This is a genomic window from Burkholderia sp. FW306-1C-G01B, assembly GCF_058781685.1.
In genome coordinates, this window is record NZ_JBYSWZ010000007.1 from 122045 (window position 1) to 140074 (window position 18030).

Annotated in this window: 13 protein-coding genes; 6 read left to right on the plus strand and 7 right to left on the minus strand. The window is 68.8% G+C overall.

From position 1 onward, the window contains the following. The first annotated feature begins 184 nt into the window (after positions 1–184). The 4 genes from bioA (at position 185) to bioB (ending at position 4648) form a co-directional block, all read left to right on the plus strand. The gene (gene bioA / locus AC3WLY_RS15710; RefSeq protein ID WP_492310227.1) at positions 185–1528 is read left to right on the plus strand and encodes an adenosylmethionine--8-amino-7-oxononanoate transaminase; all 1344 of its coding nucleotides are present in this window, start codon (positions 185–187) and stop codon (positions 1526–1528) included. 101 nt (positions 1529–1629) lie between these two features. After that, positions 1630–2871, plus strand: a complete 1242-nt coding sequence (bioF, locus tag AC3WLY_RS15715; RefSeq protein ID WP_492310226.1) for an 8-amino-7-oxononanoate synthase — start codon at positions 1630–1632, stop codon at positions 2869–2871. Further along, the gene (gene bioD, locus AC3WLY_RS15720; RefSeq protein WP_492310225.1) at positions 2868–3587 is read left to right on the plus strand and encodes a dethiobiotin synthase; all 720 of its coding nucleotides are present in this window, start codon (positions 2868–2870) and stop codon (positions 3585–3587) included. Before bioF ends, bioD begins: the two co-directional genes overlap by 4 nt. A 41-nt stretch (positions 3588–3628) precedes the next feature. Beyond that, the gene (gene bioB, locus AC3WLY_RS15725) at positions 3629–4648 is read left to right on the plus strand and encodes a biotin synthase BioB (RefSeq protein WP_425131627.1); all 1020 of its coding nucleotides are present in this window, start codon (positions 3629–3631) and stop codon (positions 4646–4648) included. A 199-nt stretch (positions 4649–4847) separates the two neighbouring features. Here the strand turns inward: bioB and AC3WLY_RS15730 are convergent, their stop codons facing one another. The 4 genes from AC3WLY_RS15730 to AC3WLY_RS15745 all read right to left on the minus strand — a co-directional run bounded on the left by AC3WLY_RS15730 (position 4848) and on the right by AC3WLY_RS15745 (position 7897). Further along, a complete protein-coding gene (locus AC3WLY_RS15730) occupies positions 4848–5573 on the minus strand; it encodes a copper homeostasis protein CutC (RefSeq protein ID WP_175963781.1) in 726 nt (241 codons plus the stop codon). An 83-nt stretch (positions 5574–5656) separates the two neighbouring features. Next, entirely contained in the window at positions 5657–6061 is a 405-nt protein-coding gene (locus tag AC3WLY_RS15735) for a hypothetical protein (protein WP_492310224.1), read from the minus strand. After that, a complete protein-coding gene (locus AC3WLY_RS15740) occupies positions 6058–6444 on the minus strand; it encodes a hypothetical protein (RefSeq protein ID WP_425131628.1) in 387 nt (128 codons plus the stop codon). Before AC3WLY_RS15740 ends, AC3WLY_RS15735 begins: the two co-directional genes overlap by 4 nt. A gap of 166 nt (positions 6445–6610) precedes the next feature. Then, positions 6611–7897: a sensor domain-containing phosphodiesterase gene (locus tag AC3WLY_RS15745; protein ID WP_175963778.1), complete on the minus strand. Its 1287-nt coding sequence runs from the start codon at positions 7895–7897 to the stop codon at positions 6611–6613. Between the two features lie 296 nt (positions 7898–8193). Between AC3WLY_RS15745 and AC3WLY_RS15750 the strand changes: the two genes are divergently transcribed. Then, a complete protein-coding gene (locus tag AC3WLY_RS15750; protein WP_492310223.1) occupies positions 8194–9861 on the plus strand; it encodes a Na+/H+ antiporter in 1668 nt (555 codons plus the stop codon). Between the two features lie 85 nt (positions 9862–9946). Here the strand turns inward: AC3WLY_RS15750 and AC3WLY_RS15755 are convergent, their stop codons facing one another. Continuing rightward, on the minus strand, positions 9947–13519 hold the full coding sequence (locus AC3WLY_RS15755) for an indolepyruvate ferredoxin oxidoreductase family protein (protein ID WP_492310222.1): 3573 nt from the start codon (positions 13517–13519) through the stop codon (positions 9947–9949). A 1854-nt stretch (positions 13520–15373) separates the two neighbouring features. Beyond that, positions 15374–15931 (minus strand): sugar O-acetyltransferase, encoded by a 558-nt coding sequence (locus tag AC3WLY_RS15760; protein WP_204424773.1) that lies wholly within the window; start codon positions 15929–15931, stop codon positions 15374–15376. A gap of 415 nt (positions 15932–16346) precedes the next feature. Here AC3WLY_RS15760 and AC3WLY_RS15765 point away from each other — a divergent pair, with 415 nt between their 5' ends. Then, positions 16347–16961 carry a glutathione S-transferase family protein gene (locus AC3WLY_RS15765; protein ID WP_152858577.1) on the plus strand — a complete coding sequence of 205 codons (615 nt, stop codon included), beginning with the start codon at positions 16347–16349 and terminating at the stop codon, positions 16959–16961. A 37-nt stretch (positions 16962–16998) separates the two neighbouring features. Here the strand turns inward: AC3WLY_RS15765 and AC3WLY_RS15770 are convergent, their stop codons facing one another. Continuing rightward, positions 16999–17961 carry an ion channel gene (locus AC3WLY_RS15770; RefSeq protein ID WP_492310221.1) on the minus strand — a complete coding sequence of 321 codons (963 nt, stop codon included), beginning with the start codon at positions 17959–17961 and terminating at the stop codon, positions 16999–17001. Positions 17962–18030: the final 69 nt, after the last annotated feature.

Consider the following 18030-nt stretch of genomic DNA (forward strand, 5'->3'; position numbering starts at 1 on the left):
GGCATCTGAACCGTACCGTCCCGAGCAGCCCCGAACTGCGCCGAACTCCCGCCCAGCAAGGCTTTGCGGCGTTTGTAACCGCTAGTGCAACGTGTCGCGGAACACGCTAATCTCAGCGCGTTTTCGAATCTGCCGCGCGGCATCCCGTCGATGCCGCGCGGCCGTTTTACCCTCCGGAGTAGCCTTGAGTACGCCAGCCACCGACGACTGGGTCGCGCGCAGCCTGCGCGCGGTCTGGCATCCCTGCACCCAGATGAAGCACCACGAGCGCCTGCCGCTGATCCCGGTCGCGCGCGGCGCGGGCGTGTGGCTGTACGACCGCGACGGCCGTCGTTACTTCGACGCAATCAGTTCGTGGTGGGTCAACCTGTTCGGCCATGCGAACCCGGACATCAACGCGGCGCTGAAGGACCAGCTCGACACGCTCGAGCACGCGATGCTCGCCGGCTGCACGCACGAGCCCGCGATCGAGCTCGCCGAGCGGCTGCATGCGCTCACCGCGCGCACGCTCGGCCATGCGTTCTTCGCGTCGGACGGTGCGTCGGCCGTCGAGATCGCGCTGAAGATGAGCTTCCACGCGTGGCGCAACCGCGGCCGCGCGAACAAGCAGGAATTCGTCTGCGTCGCGAACAGCTATCACGGCGAGACGATCGGCGCGCTCGGCGTGACCGACGTCGCGCTGTTCAAGGATGCGTACGACCCGCTGATCCGCCATGCACACGTCGTCGCGTCGCCCGATGCGCGCGGCGCGCTGCCGGGCGAGACGGCCGCCGATGTCGCGGGCCGCGCGCTCGCGGACGTGCGGCGCCTGTTCGTCGAACGCGGCGACCGGATCGCCGCGCTGATCGTCGAGCCGCTCGTGCAGTGCGCGGCCGGCATGGCGATGCACGATCCGTCGTACGTGCGCGGGCTGCGCGCGCTGTGCGACGAATTCGGCGTGCACCTGATCGCCGACGAGATCGCGGTCGGCTGCGGCCGCACCGGCACCTTCTTCGCGTGCGAGCAGGCCGGCGTGTGGCCCGATTTCATGTGCCTGTCGAAAGGCATCAGCGGCGGCTACCTGCCGCTGTCGCTCGTGCTCACGCGCGACGACGTGTTCGCGGCGTTCTACGACGACGATACGACGCGCGGCTTCCTGCACTCGCATTCGTACACGGGCAACCCGCTCGCGTGCCGCGCGGCGGTCGCGACGCTCGACCTGTTCGCGCGCGACGACGTGCTCGCTCAAAACGTGCGCAAGTCGGCCGCGATGCGCGCCGCGCTCGCGCCGCTCGATGCGCACCCGCAGGTGCGCCACCTGCGCGAACGCGGCACGCTGTTCGCATTCGACGTCGCGCTCGACGGCGACGCGGCGCGCGGCTTCTCGCGGCGCTTCTTCGAACGCGCGCTCGAGCGCGAGCTGCTGCTGCGCCCGATCGGCACGACCGCGTACCTGATGCCGCCGTACGTGATGAGCGACGATGACATCGCGTGGCTCGCGCAGCGCACGCGCGACACGCTCGACGCCACGCTCGCGGAGATCACGTGATGAAACAGCCCCCACGCTCACTGCGTTCGCTGCCCCCCGAGGGGGCGGCAGCCGTCCACGGTCGGCTTTGCAAAGCCGACCGGCTGCACGGGCGCGGAGCGATGCTCCGCGAATTCCCCGCTACGCCCCTTGGCGCGGCCCGGCGGGAGGCAGCGACGACGCCCCTGCTCGACACGCTGCAGCGCGGCCTCGCCGATCTCGACGCGCAAGGGCTGCGCCGCGTGCGCCGCATCGCCGACACCGCGTGCGACGCGCGTATGACCGTCGACGGCCGCGAGATCGTCGGTTTCGCGAGCAACGACTACCTCGGCCTCGCCGCGCACCCGGTGCTCGTCGCCGCGTTCGCCGAAGGCGCGCAGCGCTACGGTTCCGGCAGCGGCGGCTCGCATCTGCTCGGCGGCCATTCGCGCGCGCATGCAAAGCTCGAGGACGAGCTCGCGGGCTTCGCGGGCGGCTTCTGCGACGCGCCGCGCGCGCTGTACTTCAGCACCGGCTACATGGCGAACCTCGCCGCGATGACGGCGCTCACCGGCAAAGGCGCGACGATCTTCTCCGACGCGCTGAACCATGCATCGCTGATCGACGGCATGCGGCTGTCGCGCGCGAACGTGCAGGTCTATCCGCACGCGGACACCGCCGCGCTCGCCGCGCTGCTCGAAGCATCGGATGCCGAAACGAAACTGATCGTCAGCGACACCGTGTTCAGCATGGACGGCGACGTCGCGCCGCTCGCCGAACTCGTCGCGCTGGCCGAACGCCACCGCGCATGGCTCGTCGTCGACGACGCGCACGGCTTCGGCGTGCTCGGCCCGCAGGGCCGCGGCGCGCTCGCGGCCGCCGCGCTGCGTTCGCCGCATCTCGTGTACGTCGGCACGCTCGGCAAGGCGGCCGGCGTCGCGGGCGCGTTCGTCATCGCGCACGAGACCGTGATCGAATGGCTGATCCAGCGCGCGCGCAGCTACATCTTCACGACGGCCGCGCCGCCGGCCGTCGCGCATGCGGTATCGGCCAGCCTGAAGGTGATCGCGGGCGACGAAGGCGACGCACGCCGCGCGCACCTCGCCGCGCTGATCGAGCGCACGCGCGCGCTGCTGCGCAACACGCGCTGGCAGCCGGTCGATTCGCACACGGCCGTGCAGCCGCTCGTGATCGGCAGCAACGACGCGACGCTCGCCGCGATGCGCGCGCTCGACGCGCACGGCCTGTGGGTGCCGGCGATCCGGCCGCCGACGGTGCCCGCCGGCACGTCGCGGCTGCGCGTGTCGCTGTCGGCCGCGCATTCGTTCGACGATCTCGCACGGCTCGAAACCGCGTTGATCGAGGCCAGCGAGGCAGCAGCATGACGGCCCCGCTCTCCCTTTTCGTCACCGGCACCGACACCGAAATCGGCAAGACCTTCGTGTCGGCCGCGATGCTGCACGGCTTCGCGCGGCACGGATTGCGCGCGGCCGCGCTGAAGCCGGTCGCGGCCGGCGCGTACGAACGGGATGGCGTCTGGCACAACGAGGACGCCGACCAGCTCGACGCGGCAGCGAACGTCGTGCTGCCGCCCGAACTGCGCACACCGTTCCTGCTGAAGGCGCCTGCCGCGCCGCACATCGTCGCCGCGCAGGAAGGCGTGACGCTCGACATCGACACGATCGTCGCGTGCCATCGTGAAGCGCTGACGCGCGCGGATATCGTCGTCGTCGAAGGCGCCGGCGGCTTTCGCGTGCCGCTGAACGACACGCAGGACATGGCCGACCTCGCGGTCGCGCTCGGCGTGCCGGTCGTGCTGGTGGTCGGCGTACGGCTCGGCTGCATCAGCCACGCGCTGCTGACCGCCGACGCGATTCGCCAACGCGGCCTCACGCTCGCGGGCTGGGTCGCGAACCACGTCGACCCCACGATGTCGTATCCGGACGAAAACGTCGCAACGATCCGCGACTGGCTCGCGCGCGAGCACCGCGCGCCGCTCATCGGCCGCATCCCGCACATGGCGCCGGCCGCTCCCGAATCCGCCGTGGCGATGCTCGACATCGCCGCGCTCGTCGAGTCGCTGCGCGCCGCGCAGCATTGACCCAACCGATCCCCCAATCCCGCCCAGGACAGGAAAACGAAATGACCCAAGCCCAGACCGCCGCCGTGCAACCCGACGCGATTCCCGTGGCTGCACCGGCCCCGCAGCGCTGGCGCGTCGCCGACGTCGTCGCGCTGTTCGCGCTGCCGTTCAACGACCTGATCTTCCGCGCGCAGCAGGTGCATCGCGAGCACTTCGACGCGAACGCGGTGCAGTTGTCGACGCTGCTGTCGATCAAGACGGGCGGCTGCGAGGAAGATTGCGGCTACTGCTCGCAGTCGTCGCATCACGACACGGGCCTGAAGGCCGAGAAGCTGATGGACGTCGACACGGTGCTCGACGCCGCGCGCGCGGCAAAGGCGAACGGCGCGAGCCGCTTCTGCATGGGCGCCGCGTGGCGTAACCCGAAGGAGCGCCACATGCCGGCGCTGACCGAGATGGTGCGCGGCGTGAAGGAGCTCGGCCTCGAAACCTGCATGACGCTCGGCATGCTCGAGGACGAACAGGCGCAGCAGCTCGCCGACGCGGGCCTCGACTACTACAACCACAACCTCGACACGTCGCCGGAGTTCTACGGCCAGGTGATCTCGACGCGCACGTACCAGGACCGCCTCGACACGCTCGACCGCGTGCGCGACGCGGGCATCAACGTGTGCTGCGGCGGCATCATCGGGATGGGCGAATCGCGCCGCGAGCGCGCGGGTCTGATCTCGCAGCTCGCGAACCTGAACCCGTATCCGGAATCGGTGCCGATCAACAACCTCGTCGCGATCGAAGGCACGCCGCTCGAAGGCACCGCGCCGCTCGACCCGTTCGAGTTCGTGCGCACGATCGCGGTCGCGCGCATCACGATGCCGAAGGCCGTCGTGCGCCTGTCGGCCGGCCGCGAGCAGCTCGACGACGCGATGCAGGCGATGTGCTTCCTCGCCGGCGCGAACTCGATGTTCTATGGCGACCAGTTGCTGACGACCAGCAACCCGCAGACGCAGCGCGACCGCGCACTGTTCGAGCGCCTCGGCATCCGCGCGAGCCAGGCCGACGCGCTGTCGGGCAACGCGTAAGCGAAACGGCCGGCGGGCCGCGCCTGCGAGCGAAAAAAGCCGGGGCGTGCCCCGGCTTTTCTTCGCCCGATCGTCTGCGCCGCGTGGCCCTGCGCCTTGCGGATCGCGGTCTCCCCGACGCGCCAGCGTGCCGCCTTCGACGGTCGCGCCGCGTATGCGCGGCGGCCGCCGTGCACGTTACACGCGCGCTACACGCGTGTCATACGTGCGACGCCGCGCCGTCGAGCGCCGCGCGCACCCGCTCGACGAGCTGTGCGTCGACGGGCGCCAGCACCTCGCCGCGCGGCCGCACGCCCGAGCCGAAATGCACCGCGCGCACGCCGGTGGCCCGGACGAAATCGCCGACCGCATCGACGGTGAGCCCCGAGCCGGCCAGCACCGTGCACGTCGCCCCTTCGGCCTGCCGCACCATCCGCGTGATCGTCGCGGCCGCGTCGAGCACCGACGGATGGCCGCCCGACGTCAGCACCGACGTGACGGCCGGCACGCGCAGCAGCGCGTCGAACGCGGCGTTCAGGTCGCGCGACACGTCGAATGCGCGGTGGAACGTCAGCGCGCGGCCATCCGCGGCCGCCGCGATGCGGGTCAGCGCGCCGAGATCGACGTCGCCGCGCGCATCGAGCGCGCCGAACACGACGCCGTTCGCGCCGGCCGCGACGGCCGCGCGCACGTCGCGTTCGATCACGCGCAGGTCGTCGGCGTCGTAGACGAACGACCGGCTGTGCGGACGCACGATCACGTTGACGGGAATCGGCACGGCGGCCACGACGGCCTCGATCAGGCCGACGCTCGGCGTCAGCCCGCCTTCGGTGATCGCGGTCACGAGTTCGAGGCGGTCGGCGCCCGCGCGGGCGGCGGCCTTCGCATCGCCGACGGTCGTGGCGATCACTTCGAGGAGGACGGAGGAAGCGGCGTTTCGGTTCATCGGCGGCTCGCGATTCGTCAGGACAATTCGCGCATCCTAGCCGAGCGGCGCGACGGGCGCCAGCGTGCCGGCCGCCGCGCGTATCAGCCGCGCCGCATGAGCCAGACGCCGGCCAGCGCGGACAACGCCGTCGCCACGGCACCGGGCGCGAACCGGAACATCCGCGCGTTCACGTCCACGCCCTGCTGCTGCATCACGTCGACGATCCCGGGCGACAGCAGCAGTGACGCCCAGCCCATCATCCCGAACGCGGTGGCCGCGGTCGCGACGAGCAGCGCGATGCCCGCGCCCCGCGCACGCGGCCGGAACGCGCCGGCGAACGCGCCCGCGGCGAGGAGCGCGGCCGAAAACACGAACAGCACGGCGACGAAAACGAGCATCGCCGCCGTATGCCCGATCTTCATGAACGCGACCATCTGCGCGGCGATCACGCACATGCCCGCGATCGTGAACAGCACGACCGCCAGCGCGTTGCGCACGAAGCTCACGCGAGTGCCTGGCGGAAATACGCGGTCGCGGGGCGCCGGAACAGCAGGTAGACGAACAGCGCGAACAGCAGGAAGCCGGGAATCAGCACCGCGAACATCGACGGCGGCATGTTGACGAACGAGAACGCGAAGCCGAGCACGGATGTCGCGACGTACGCCTTGCGCGACCACTCGCGGCCCTTGAGGATCGCGATGCCGATCACGACGTTCGCGGCTTCGATGATCACGCTGATGCCGAGCGTCGCCCAGACGGGCAGCAGGTAGTGCGACAGCAGCGCCTGGGTGGTCGGCATGCCGATCGAGAACGGCGTATAGACGCACGTGATCGCGTTGGTCACGATGATGATCCATGCGAGGATGGTCAGCGAAATCGGCCTTTTCATTGTGTTGTCCTTTTATTCGCCGCCATGGTGGCCCCCGGGGCGGCGCGATCGCGGTCACGACGGCCGCGATCGCGCCATTTTCGGGGAAGCACGCGGGGAACGCAACGGCCGCCCGGGCCGATGCGTGCCGATCGTCCGGATCGCCGCATGCGGTGCGCACGCGATGCTAGCCGGCGTCCGCCTCGCCGTCGACCCAGTCGATATCGCCGCACAGCACGCGCTGCGCATCGCCGACGCGCACGGCCACCGACAGCGTCACGCACGGCTGCGCCTCGTTGATCGACAGGTACGGCCGCGTGACCTGCACGCGCCCCGGCTCGGCGATCGCCGAGCGGAAATACGGCCGGCGCAGCCAGTTCGCGCCCTGCGCGTCCGCCAGCGGCGAGAAGCGCGCCTCGCTCAGCGCGCGATCGGCGCGCAGCACGACGTTGCGGCCCGACTGCCGGCCGTGCGCGTCGAGCAGGAAGCAGCGCGCGGCCGCGTCGAGCGCGAGGAAGTTCCAGCACACCTCGTCGAGCGGTTCGCCGGCCGCGAGGCGCTCGGCCGCACGCTCGAACGCGCGCAGGTACGGCGCGATTCGCTGCGCGTCGCGCCGCTCGCGCGCTTCGGTTTGCTGACGAAAGCGCTCGGTCAGCTCGCCGATGCAGCTCGTCGCGGCCGCGCTGTCGGGCAGCCCCGGCGCCGGGCGGCCGAAGTAGTAGCCCTGCACGAAATCGGCCTCGCACGACAGCGCGATCTGCGCCTCGTGCTCGGTCTCGATCCCCTCGACGAGCACGAGCTTGCCGGCCTCGTGCAGCAGCGTCACCAGCCCGTGCAGGATCGCGGTGAGCCCCGTGCGGTGGGCCGCGTGCGACAGCATGATGCGGTCGAGCTTCACGATGTCCGGGTTCAGTTGCCAGATCCGCTCGAGGTTCGAGTGGCCGGCGCCGAAATCGTCGAGCGCGATCAGGAAGCCGTGCGTGCGGAATTCGCGCACGGCCTCGGCGAGCCGCTCGACGTCGTCCGCGCGCTGTTCGAGCACTTCGAGCACGACGCGGCGCGGCGGCATGCCGAGCCGCTTCAGGTTCGCCAGCAGCGCGGCCGCCTGGAACGGGTCGGTGAGCACGCCCGGATGGACGTTGAGAAACAGCCACTCGCGCTCGGCGCCGAACAGCGCGAAGTTCTCGAGATGCAGCGCCTGCGCGAGCCGGTCGAGCTGCAGCAGTTCGCCCTGGCGCGCGGCTTCGCCGAACACGTCGAGCGGCGACACGGGGCGGTCGAGCGCATCGTGCGCGCGCAACAGCGCCTCGTAGCCGATCGCACGCTGGTGCGACAGGCTGAATATCGGCTGGAACACGGTCGTGAGCGTCAGGTCGCGATGCTGCGTCGCCAGACGTTCGAGGCCGGAGCTCATCTCCCGCTCGAACCGGTACGGCGACGCGGCGGCCGGACGCTCCTGTTGCACGATCGTCATACCTTCCTCCTGGTGAAGCACTCGAACGCGCCGACCGACGAAACGGACGGCGCGTGCAATGTCTTGGTTGGACCCTCGGTTGTCCGGTCGGTGCCGGACGGCTGACCAGCATCAAGCAAGCTCCGTGCAAGGAGCGAACAACCCATGCGCCGCGCGGGTGCGCGGGGCTGCCGCACCAGCGTGGCGCGCGTCCGACGCACCATTTTCGTGCGCACGCACCGGCCGCTTGAGCGCAGCCGTCACTGCGGCACGCTACACTCCGTACGATCGTTTCATTCCCCGCATTCGCCGTATCGATGGAAATCGTCTTCACAGTCCTGATCCTGCTGCTGACCGTCGCACTGTCCGGCGCCGTCACGCGCAACCTGCCATTGCAACTGCCGCTGCCGCTGATGCAGATCGCATTCGGCGCGATCCTCGCGTGGCCGAAGTTCAACCTGCACGTCACGTTCGATCCCGAAATCTTCATGCTGCTGTTCATTCCGCCGCTGCTGTTCGCGGACGGCTGGCGGATTCCGAAACGCGAGCTTTACCTGCAGCGCCGCGCGATCCTGATGCTCGCATTCGGGCTCGTGTTCATGACGGTACTCGCAGTGGGCTACTTCGCGCATTGGCTGATTCCCGAGTTGCCGCTGCCGATCGCGTTCGCGCTCGCGGCCGTGCTGTCGCCGACCGACGCGGTCGCGCTGTCGGGCATCGCCGGCCGTGGCAGGATCCCGCCGCAACTGATGCACATCCTCGAAGGCGAGGCGCTGATGAACGACGCGTCGGGCCTCGTCGCGCTGAAGTTCGCGATCGCGGCCGCGCTGACCGGCGTGTTCTCGCTGCGCGCCGCGTCGGTCACGTTCGTGATCGTCGCCGCCGGCGGGCTCGCGACGGGCGCGATCGTGTCGTGGGTGTTCAGCGCGCTGTCGACGCGCTTCCTGAACGCCGAGCAGGAAGGCGACCCGGCCCCCGGCATCGTGATGACGCTGCTCGTGCCGTTCGCGGCCTACCTGTTCGCCGAGCATCTCGACCTGTCGGGCGTGCTCGCGGCCGTGTCGGCCGGGATGATGATGAATTACACGAGCTTCTCGCGCAAAAGCACCGTCGCGTCGCGCGTGCGCGCCGAAAGCACGTGGGCGATGATCGAGTTCGTGTTCAACGGCATGGTGTTCATCATGCTCGGGCTGCAGTTGCCGCACATCATCGGCCGCGCGCTCGTCGACGCGCACCATACGAGCGACGCGCTGGTCGGCCGGATGATCTTCAACGTGTGCGCGATGATGATCGCGCTGTATGCGATCCGCTTCCTGTGGGTCTGGCTGCTGCGCTGGTTCGCGAGCCGCCGCGCGGCGCGCCAGGGCCTCGCGGGCACGATGGCCGGCGTGCGCACGATCGCGGTGATGACGGTCGGCGGCGTGCGCGGCGCGGTCACGCTCGCCGGCGTGCTGTCGATCCCGGTCGCGCTCGCCGACGGCGCGCCGCTGCCGGGGCGCGACACCGCGGTCTTCGTCGCGTCGGCCGTGATCCTCGGCTCGCTCGTCGTCGCGGTGATCGGCCTGCCGCTGCTGCTGCGCGGCGTGCGCTCGTCGCGCAACCCGCTCGCCGACGAGGAGCGCTCCGCGCGTGCCGCCGCCGCGCAGGCCGCGATCCGCGCGATCGACTCGTCGCACGACGCGATCTCGGCCGATCTCGACGAATCGGGCGCCGCGCGCTGCGCGGACATCTCGGCGCGCGTGATGGACCAGTATCGCCGCCGGCTCACCGCGCTCGCCGAGGACGGCCCCACGCCGCGCGCGGAAGCGAAGCAGTCCGAGACGATGGAGCTGCAGATGCGGATCGCGGCCGTGCGCGCGGAACGCTCGGTGCTGTACCGGCTGCGCAGCGAGAGCAGGATTTCCGACGAGACGCTGACGAAGCTGATCCGCGAGATCGACCTGTCGGAAACCGCGCTGTCGACGCGCAAGAAAGGCATTCTCTGACGGGCCGTTCGATGCCCGGAAGCAACCGCCCCTAAAAAACGGCGACGCCGAAGCGTCGCCGTTTTCGCATCCGCCCGCGTTCGCGTTACTTCGCGACGACGACCGGAATCCCCTTCAGCATGCCAGCGCCCTTCATTTCGTCGAGCGCGTGCTGCACCGCCGCGCTCGTCGCCGCGTCGATGCCGAGCTGCAGCGCGAGCTCGCGCTCCGCGCGCTTCACGCCGGCCAGGTTGCGCACCTTCACGTGACCGAAGCCGCGCACGCGTGCGTGCAGGTCGGCCAGCTGCACGACCTGCGCCGCATTGCCGGCCGTCGTCGCGGCGAGCGCACGGGCGAGCGTCGTCTCGTAGTCGTCGGCCAGCGCGCGCTCCATCCTGCGCTCGACGGTGCAGCCGAACGGATCGAGCCACGTGCCGCGCAGGCTGCGCACGCGCGCCAGCATGCCGAACACCGGCCACATCCACTGGCCGAACACGCGTTTCTTCGGCACGCTGCCGTCGCGGCCGGCCTTCGCGACCGTCGGCGGCGCGAGGTTGAACTTCACGCGATAGGCCTGACCCGGCACGCCTTCGAACTGCGCTTCGAGCGCGGTGCGGAATGCCTCGTCCGCGTAGAGCCGCGCGACCTCGTATTCGTCCTTCACCGCGAGCAGCCGGTAGAACGTCGTCGCGACCGCGCGCGTCAGCGCGTCGTCGCCCTTCGCGGCCGCCGCGTTCACGAGCGCACGGTAGCGCTCGACGTAGCGCGCGCCGCCGTACGCATCGAGACGCGCTTCGCGATCGGCGATCAGTTCGGCAAGCGTTTCCGGCGCGGCGTGCGTAGCCACCGCGTGACGCGCGTTCCACAACGCATCGAGCCCCGCCGCATCGCCGGCCGCCATCCGCCCGATCGAGAACGCGAGCTTGTTCATCGGCACCGCGACGTTGTTCAGCTCGATCGCGCGCATCATCGCCGCGAGCGACACCGGCACGAGGCCGAGCTGCCACGCGTAGCCGAGCATCAGGATGTTCGCGCCGATCGAGTCGCCGAGGAATTTCGCGGCGAGCGCCTGCGCGTCGCAGCTCGACAGGTAGCCGTCGCCGGCCGCGTGACGCATCTTTTCGAGCAGCGCGTCCGCATGCAGGTTCGCATCGGGGTTCTGCACGAACGACGCGTTCGGGATCCGGTGCGTGTTGACGACGATCCGCGAACGCTCGTGACGCACCGTCTGCAGCGCTTCGGCGCTCGCGCCGACGACCATGTCGCACGCGAGCAGCACGTCGGCCTGCTGCGTGTCGATGCGCACCTGGTTCAGCCATCGGTCGCTCGCGGCGATCCGCACGAACGACAGCACCGAGCCGCCCTTCTGCGCGAAGCCCATGAAGTCGAGCACCGATGCGCTCTTGCCTTCAAGGTGCGCGGCCATGCTGATCAGCGCGCCGACCGTCACGACGCCGGTACCGCCGACGCCCGTCACGAGCATGTCGAACGGCGCCGCATCGAGGCGCGTCGCGGGCACCGGCAGCGCGTCGACGCGCGCCGCGAGCGCCGCCTCGTCGAACGCGGCGCCCGCGGCCTTCTTCAGCGCCGCGCCTTCGACCGTCACGAAGCTCGGGCAGAAGCCGTTCACGCACGAATAGTCCTTGTTGCACGACGACTGGTCGATGCGGCGCTTGCGGCCGAGCGGCGTCTCGAGCGGCTCGACCGACAGGCAGTTCGACTGCACGCCGCAGTCGCCGCAGCCTTCGCACACCGCTTCGTTGATGAACAGGCGCTTGTCCGGGTCGGGGAATTCGCCCTTCTTGCGGCGGCGGCGCTTCTCGGCCGCGCAGGTCTGGTCGTAGATCAGCACGGTGACGCCCGGCGTCTCGCGCAACTCGCGCTGCACCGTGTCGAGTTCGCTGCGGTGGTGGAACGTCGTGCCCTTCGGGAACAACCCGTGATGGCCGTCGTACTTCTCCGGTTCGTCGGACACGACGACGAAGCGCGACACGCCTTCCGCCTCGACCTGCCGCGCGATCTGCGGCACCGAGATGCTGCCGTCGACCGGCTGGCCGCCCGTCATCGCGACCGCGTCGTTGTAGAGGATCTTGTACGTGATGTTCGTTTTCGCGGCGACCGCCTGGCGGATCGCGAGGATGCCCGAGTGGAAGTAGGTGCCGTCGCCGAGGTTCTGGAACACGTGCTTCGTGTTGGTGAACATCGCGTGCGCGGCCCAGTCGACGCCCTCGCCGCCCATCTGGATCAGCCCCGTCGTGTCGCGCTCCATCCACGACGCCATGAAGTGGCAGCCGATGCCGGCCTGCGCGATCGAGCCTTCCGGCACCTTCGTCGACGTGTTGTGCGGGCAGCCCGAGCAGAAGTACGGCGTGCGCTTCACCGCGTCGGCCTCGTTCGACAGGATCTGCGGCGCGACGAGATCGACGACGCGTTCGCGGCGGTCGAGCGCCGGCTTGTGCCGCGCGAGCCATTCGGCGAACACCGGCAGGATCCGCGACGGGCGCAGCTCGCCGAGTTCGGACAGCAGGCAGGCGCCGGCAGCGTCGTGCTTGCCGAGCACGCGCGGACGCGCGCCTTCCGTGCGGTTGTACAGGTAATCCTTGATCTGCTGCTCGATGACCGGGCCTTTCTCCTCGATCACGAGCACTTCGGCTAGCCCGTCGACGAAGGTCTCGATGCGCGTCATCTCGAGCGGATACGACAGGCCGACCTTGTAGATCCGCACGCCGGCCGCGTCGAGGTCGGCCACCGTCAGGTCGAGACGGCGCAGCGCTTCCATCAGGTCGAGGTGCGCCTTGCCGCACGTGACGATGCCGACGTTCGCCTGCGCGCTCGGCGCGATCCACTTGTCGATGCTGTTGGTGCGCGCGAAATGGCGCACCGCGTCGAGCTTCGCGGCGAGACGCGCCTCGATCGTGAGGCTCGGCAGGTCGGGCCAGCGGTTGTGCAGGCCGCCCGCCGGCGGCGTGAAGCCCGCCGGCGCCGGCCACTGCGTCTGCAGCGCGTCGAGATCGACGGTCGAGCCCGACTCGACCGTTTCCGAAATCGCCTTGAAGCCGACCCAGGCGCCCGAATAGCGCGACAGCGCCCAGCCGTACAGGCCGAATTCGAGCATGTCGGCGATGTTCGCCGGGTTCACGACCGGCATGTGCCACGCGATCATCGCGAAGTCGCTCTGGTGCGGCATCGACGACGATACGCAGCCGTGGTCGTCGCCCGCGACGACGAGCACGCCGCCGTGCGGCGACGAACCGTACGCATTGCCGTGCTTCAGCGCGTCGCCGGCGCGATCGACGCCCGGGCCCTTGCCGTACCACATCGCATACACGCCCTCGACGGTGCGCTCGGGATCGGCTTCGACACGCTGCGTGCCGAGCACGGCCGTGCCGCCGAGTTCCTCGTTAATCGCGGGCAGGAAGCGCACGCCGCCGGCGTCGAGCAGTTTCTGCGCTTTCCACAACTGCTGATCGACCATGCCGAGCGGCGAGCCGCGATAGCCGCTGACGAAGCCGGCCGTGTTGAGCCCCTGTTCGGTGTCGACCGTGCGCTGCATCAGCAGCAGGCGGACCAGCGCCTGCGTGCCGGTCAGGAAGATCCGGCCGCGCGTCGCGGTCAGGTTGTCGGTCAAGCGGTAGTCGGACAAGGCAGGCGTGCCGTCGATGGGCAAGCGGGCGGTCATGGGGGAAGTCTCCTGATTGTGCTGTGCTGTTCTGGGCTGCGCGGCGGGGCGTCGGACGACGCGTGATCGGCGGCAGCGAATGGCTCTATTTTTTCGCGCGCAGACGAGAATGTTTTTTCTCTTCTTGCTCGGGCGGGCCCGCAGCGAGAAAAACTGCACAGCTTTTTATCGGGATTTGAGAGAGTTTTCGCGCGCGGCGGCGGAGCGGGATGGGCGGGATGGGCGGGATGGGCGGGATGGGCGGGGTGTCGGGACGGCCGGGTGGTTTGGTGGAACAACCGGTGCGGGCCCGAACGCAACCGGCCGGCGCGGCGGCGGGCGCTCACGCCTCGTGTGATAAGGGTTTCAGCTGTCGGAGGCGGTCACCCTCACCATTGAAATGCACAGCATTCCGATTGGCCGGGGGCGCGGGATGTCCACAATGCTGCGCCCTTCAGCCGATCGGGCTCGCGCGCTCACCGTTCGAACGCACAGCGTTTCGAGTGGCGTTGGGGGAGGGATGTCCACATCCGAAATCGGTATCCGGTTCGCTCGGGCGCCGATGCTCACCGTTGAAATTCACAGCGCGGCGAGTGGATTTCGGCGGTGGATATCCACATCGGGATCGGCTCGTTTCGTCGATCCGAGGTTCACTCTCACCGATCGAATACACAGGATCGTGAGTGGGTTTGTTGGCCGGATATTCACATCGGAACACGTACGCTGCGCAATCGCAGAGGCGCTCTCACCGTTGAAATACACAGCGCTTCGAGTGGCTGCGGTGGTGGTTATCCACCGCCCGAACCAACCCTGTCGTCCGGTCTCGCGCGCATCCTCACCGTTGAAAACCACAGCGCTTCGAGTGGCTGCGGTGGCAGTTATCCACGCTCGAACCGACCCTGTCGTCCGGTCTCGCGCGCACCCTCACCGTTGGAAACCACAGCGCTTCGAGTGACTTTGAGAGGCGGATATCCACATGGACGAGAATCCGTGAGTCGGCCGGCGAAGTGCGTTTCCGAGGGCCACGACGACCGGAAGTCCACGCCGGCATCGGCACGCTGTCCAATCGGGCGTCGACACTCACCTTCGAAATACACAGTGCCGCGAGTCGTTTGGCTGGCCGGATATCCACACGAGAATCCGCGTTGCCCTCGGTAGCGTACTCGCTCCCGAGCCCGAAATGCACGGCGCTTCAGACGACGTTGTCGGCAGAACGGCCGCGTCTTGACCGGCTGTCCGCCGATAGCGCACTCACGCTCACCATTGAATTACACAGCGCTTCGAGTCGCTTGAGAAGGTTGATACGCGCAATGAAATCCGCTCGCTGCGGACCACTTACCCGCGCTCACCGTTAAAATGCACAGCCCTTCGATTGGCTTCCCGAGCCGGATATCCACGTCGCCACGCACTCGACGTTCGGTCACGCATGCGCGCGTTCGGCTAGAATGCGCGGCGCCCAGAACCACGCTGGAGATCGGGAAGCCGCGCCGGAGCAGGCGCGTCGCGCGATCCGGCGCCGACACTCACCGCTGAATTTCACAGCATTTCGCGTCGTTCCGTGGATTGGTTATCCACAACCCTCTTCATGCATTACGTGGCATCCGGTCACCCTCACCGGTGAAATGCACAGGGCTGCGAGTCGTTTCGGTGCGCGGATATCCACAACGGATCGCGCGAAGGAACGTGCATCGGCACATCGGCGGAAGCGGTCCGCGCATCGACGCGCGGCAATCGGGCATAGCCGGAAAGCCTTGTCCAGACAGCCTTGGCGGCACATCACCATTCAAATGCACAGCGTTTCGAGTCGCCTTGAGGGTGGGTTGTCCACATCCGGCCCATTGCGCCGACTCAAGCCGACACGCACTCCGGGCAACCTCACTCGGCAATCGAACGGATGACCGTTGCCGGATTGCCGCCGACCAGCGTATTCGGCGGAACGTCCCTGGTAACGACGGCCCCGGCCGCGACGACCGAATGCTCGCCCACCGTCACGCCGCCGATGATCGTCGCACCCGCGCCGACCCACACGTTCCGTTCGATCGCGATCGGCTTCGCGACGACGAAGTCGCGCCGCCGGGAAGGTTCGACCGGATGGCCGGACGTGATGAGGCTGACGTTCGGCCCGATCATCACGTCGTCGCCAATCTCGAGCCCGCCCAGGTCGTAGAACGTGCAGTTCTGGTTGACGAACACGTTGCGCCCGATCTTCATGCCGGCGCCGCCCGTCGCATGGAACGGCGGGATCAGCACGAAGCCGTCGTCCACCTGCGTGCCGATCAGCTCACTGAACAACGCGCGAACTTCTGCCGCATCGTCGAACGTCAGGCGGTTGAGCCGCGCGGTAATCGCCATCGCTCGCTTGACCTCGGCCACCATGGCCGCCGATTCCGGCGTTCTTCGCGGAATGATCGTGGTGCGATCGTCGTTTGCCATTCGTTGCTTGTCTCCATGCGCGGTCGAACCGGCGGTGGGTGCGCGGCAGCGGTGCCGGGTTGAAGATTCCCGCGTTGCGCGAAGCGTCGCGATCGCGGATGAATGCCTGCACTGCCATGTGCACGAGTGCAGCGGGAGAGGCGGTGCATTGTAGTGACGCAGGCTTACACCGGGATTTTTCGACGTTATTCATAACTAGTTTAAATATAACTAGTTATTAGAAGAACTCTTGTAACAGCGGGCTTCGCCCGGCCTTCCACCCGATTCATGTCCGACACAACACACCGGACGAGACGCGCGCAGCAGGCCGCCCCTCGCCGGGCGCCCCTGGCCGGGCGCCCCTGTCCGAACCTCCTGCGCTCGGGTACGCTTGAGCATCCACCGGACCCTGCCTGCACCCAAACGCGGAGGCGCGATGAAGCTCTACTACTGGCCGAAGACCCGGGCATTCCGGGCGTTGTGGATGCTCGAGGAAATCGGCGTGGTGTACGAACTCGTGCCGATCGACCTGCGCTCGCACGAACAGGGCAGCGACGCGTTCGTGCAGGTCAACCCGATGGCCAAGCTGCCCGCGCTCGACGACGGCAGCGCGCCGTTCGCCGAATCGGGCGCCGTGCTGCTCTATCTCGCCGACCGCTGCCCGGGCGCCGGCCTCGGCGTCGCGCCCGACGATCCGCTGCGCGGCCGCTTCCTCCAATGGATGTTCTTCACGCCGACCTGCCTCGAACCGGCGATGGCCGAGAAATTCACGGGCGCGTCGGGCAATCCGGTCGCGTTCGGCTGGGGCAACATCACACGCGTGCAGCGCGCACTCGCGCAGACGCTCGCCCATAGCCCCTGGCTCGTCGGCGACCGCTTCACCGCAGCCGACCTGCTGCTCGCCAGCACGCTGAAGATCGCGTTCGACGCGCATCTGCTGCCGCACGAAGGCGTGCTCGGCGACTACGTCGCGCGAGCCGAGGACCGCGACGCGTTCCGCCGCGCGGTCGCGATCGAACAACGCGAAGCGGCGCGTCTGCTGCACGCGTGACGCATGCGGGGCGGCGCCCGCCGCCCCGCGAGCACACCTACGCAGCCGGCCCCTGCGCCGCCGCGCCCGCGTCGACCACCACGCCCGGCGAACCGCGCTCGTCGGTGTCGGCGTCGACCGGCACTATGTCGTGAAAATGCGTGTAGTCGATGTGCGTGATGCCGTCTTCGTCGTGCATCAGGTCGACATAGCGGTGACGCCAGCGGATCTCCCCATGCGCCCACGAGTGACGCGCCTGCATGACCTGCGCGGTCGTCTCGTCCGAGCCCTCGATCGTGATCAGCAGCGACGCGTCGCGCGCGGCGAGCGATTCGGGCGTCTCGCCGAACAGCGCGCTCGATTCGTCGATCACATGCATCAGGTTCCAGCCGAGCAGGAAGATCGGATGCTCGCTGCGCACGAGCGGCAGGTCGTGGATCTTGCGCAGCGAGTAGCCCTCGTGCGTGCCTTCGACACGCATCAGCCGCAATTTCGCCTGCGCCTCGGCAATCACGTTCTGGCGCGCATTCGCGGCGCGCACCATCAGCGTCATTCGGCCGTTCAGCGGCCGCACGATCGCATAGCGCGCGAACAGGATCTTCGCCTGCGGCCTGGAAAACCGCGCGAACACGAGCCCCGTGGCCAGCGCGATGCTCGACATCCCGACGAAGATCTCGAACGTCGCGACCAGGTGCGCATAGAGGGTCTGCGGATGCATGTCGCCGTAGCCGACGGTCGCGAGCGTCTCGACGCTGAAGAAGAACGCGCCGCCGAACCCGGCCGGCGACTGGTTCGCGATCGGCGCGTGGCCGAGCATGTAGAGCGTCGCGAAGCCGCTGTTGAGCAGCAGGAACAGCACCGCGAGCGACAGGAAGAACACGGGCCAGCTCACCGTCAGCGCGCGGTGATAGAAGTCGCGCCAGCCGAGCGGCGGCATCCCGTACGCGATCACCGGGCGGGTGCCCGACCAGATCTTGCGGCCACGGCCGCGGGAGGCGGGGGAGGACGAATCGACGTTCATCGCGCGGTGCCGGTTGCAGAAAGGCGATGAGCGTAGCACGCGCGGCGGCGGCCGGGAATGCGTGCCGAT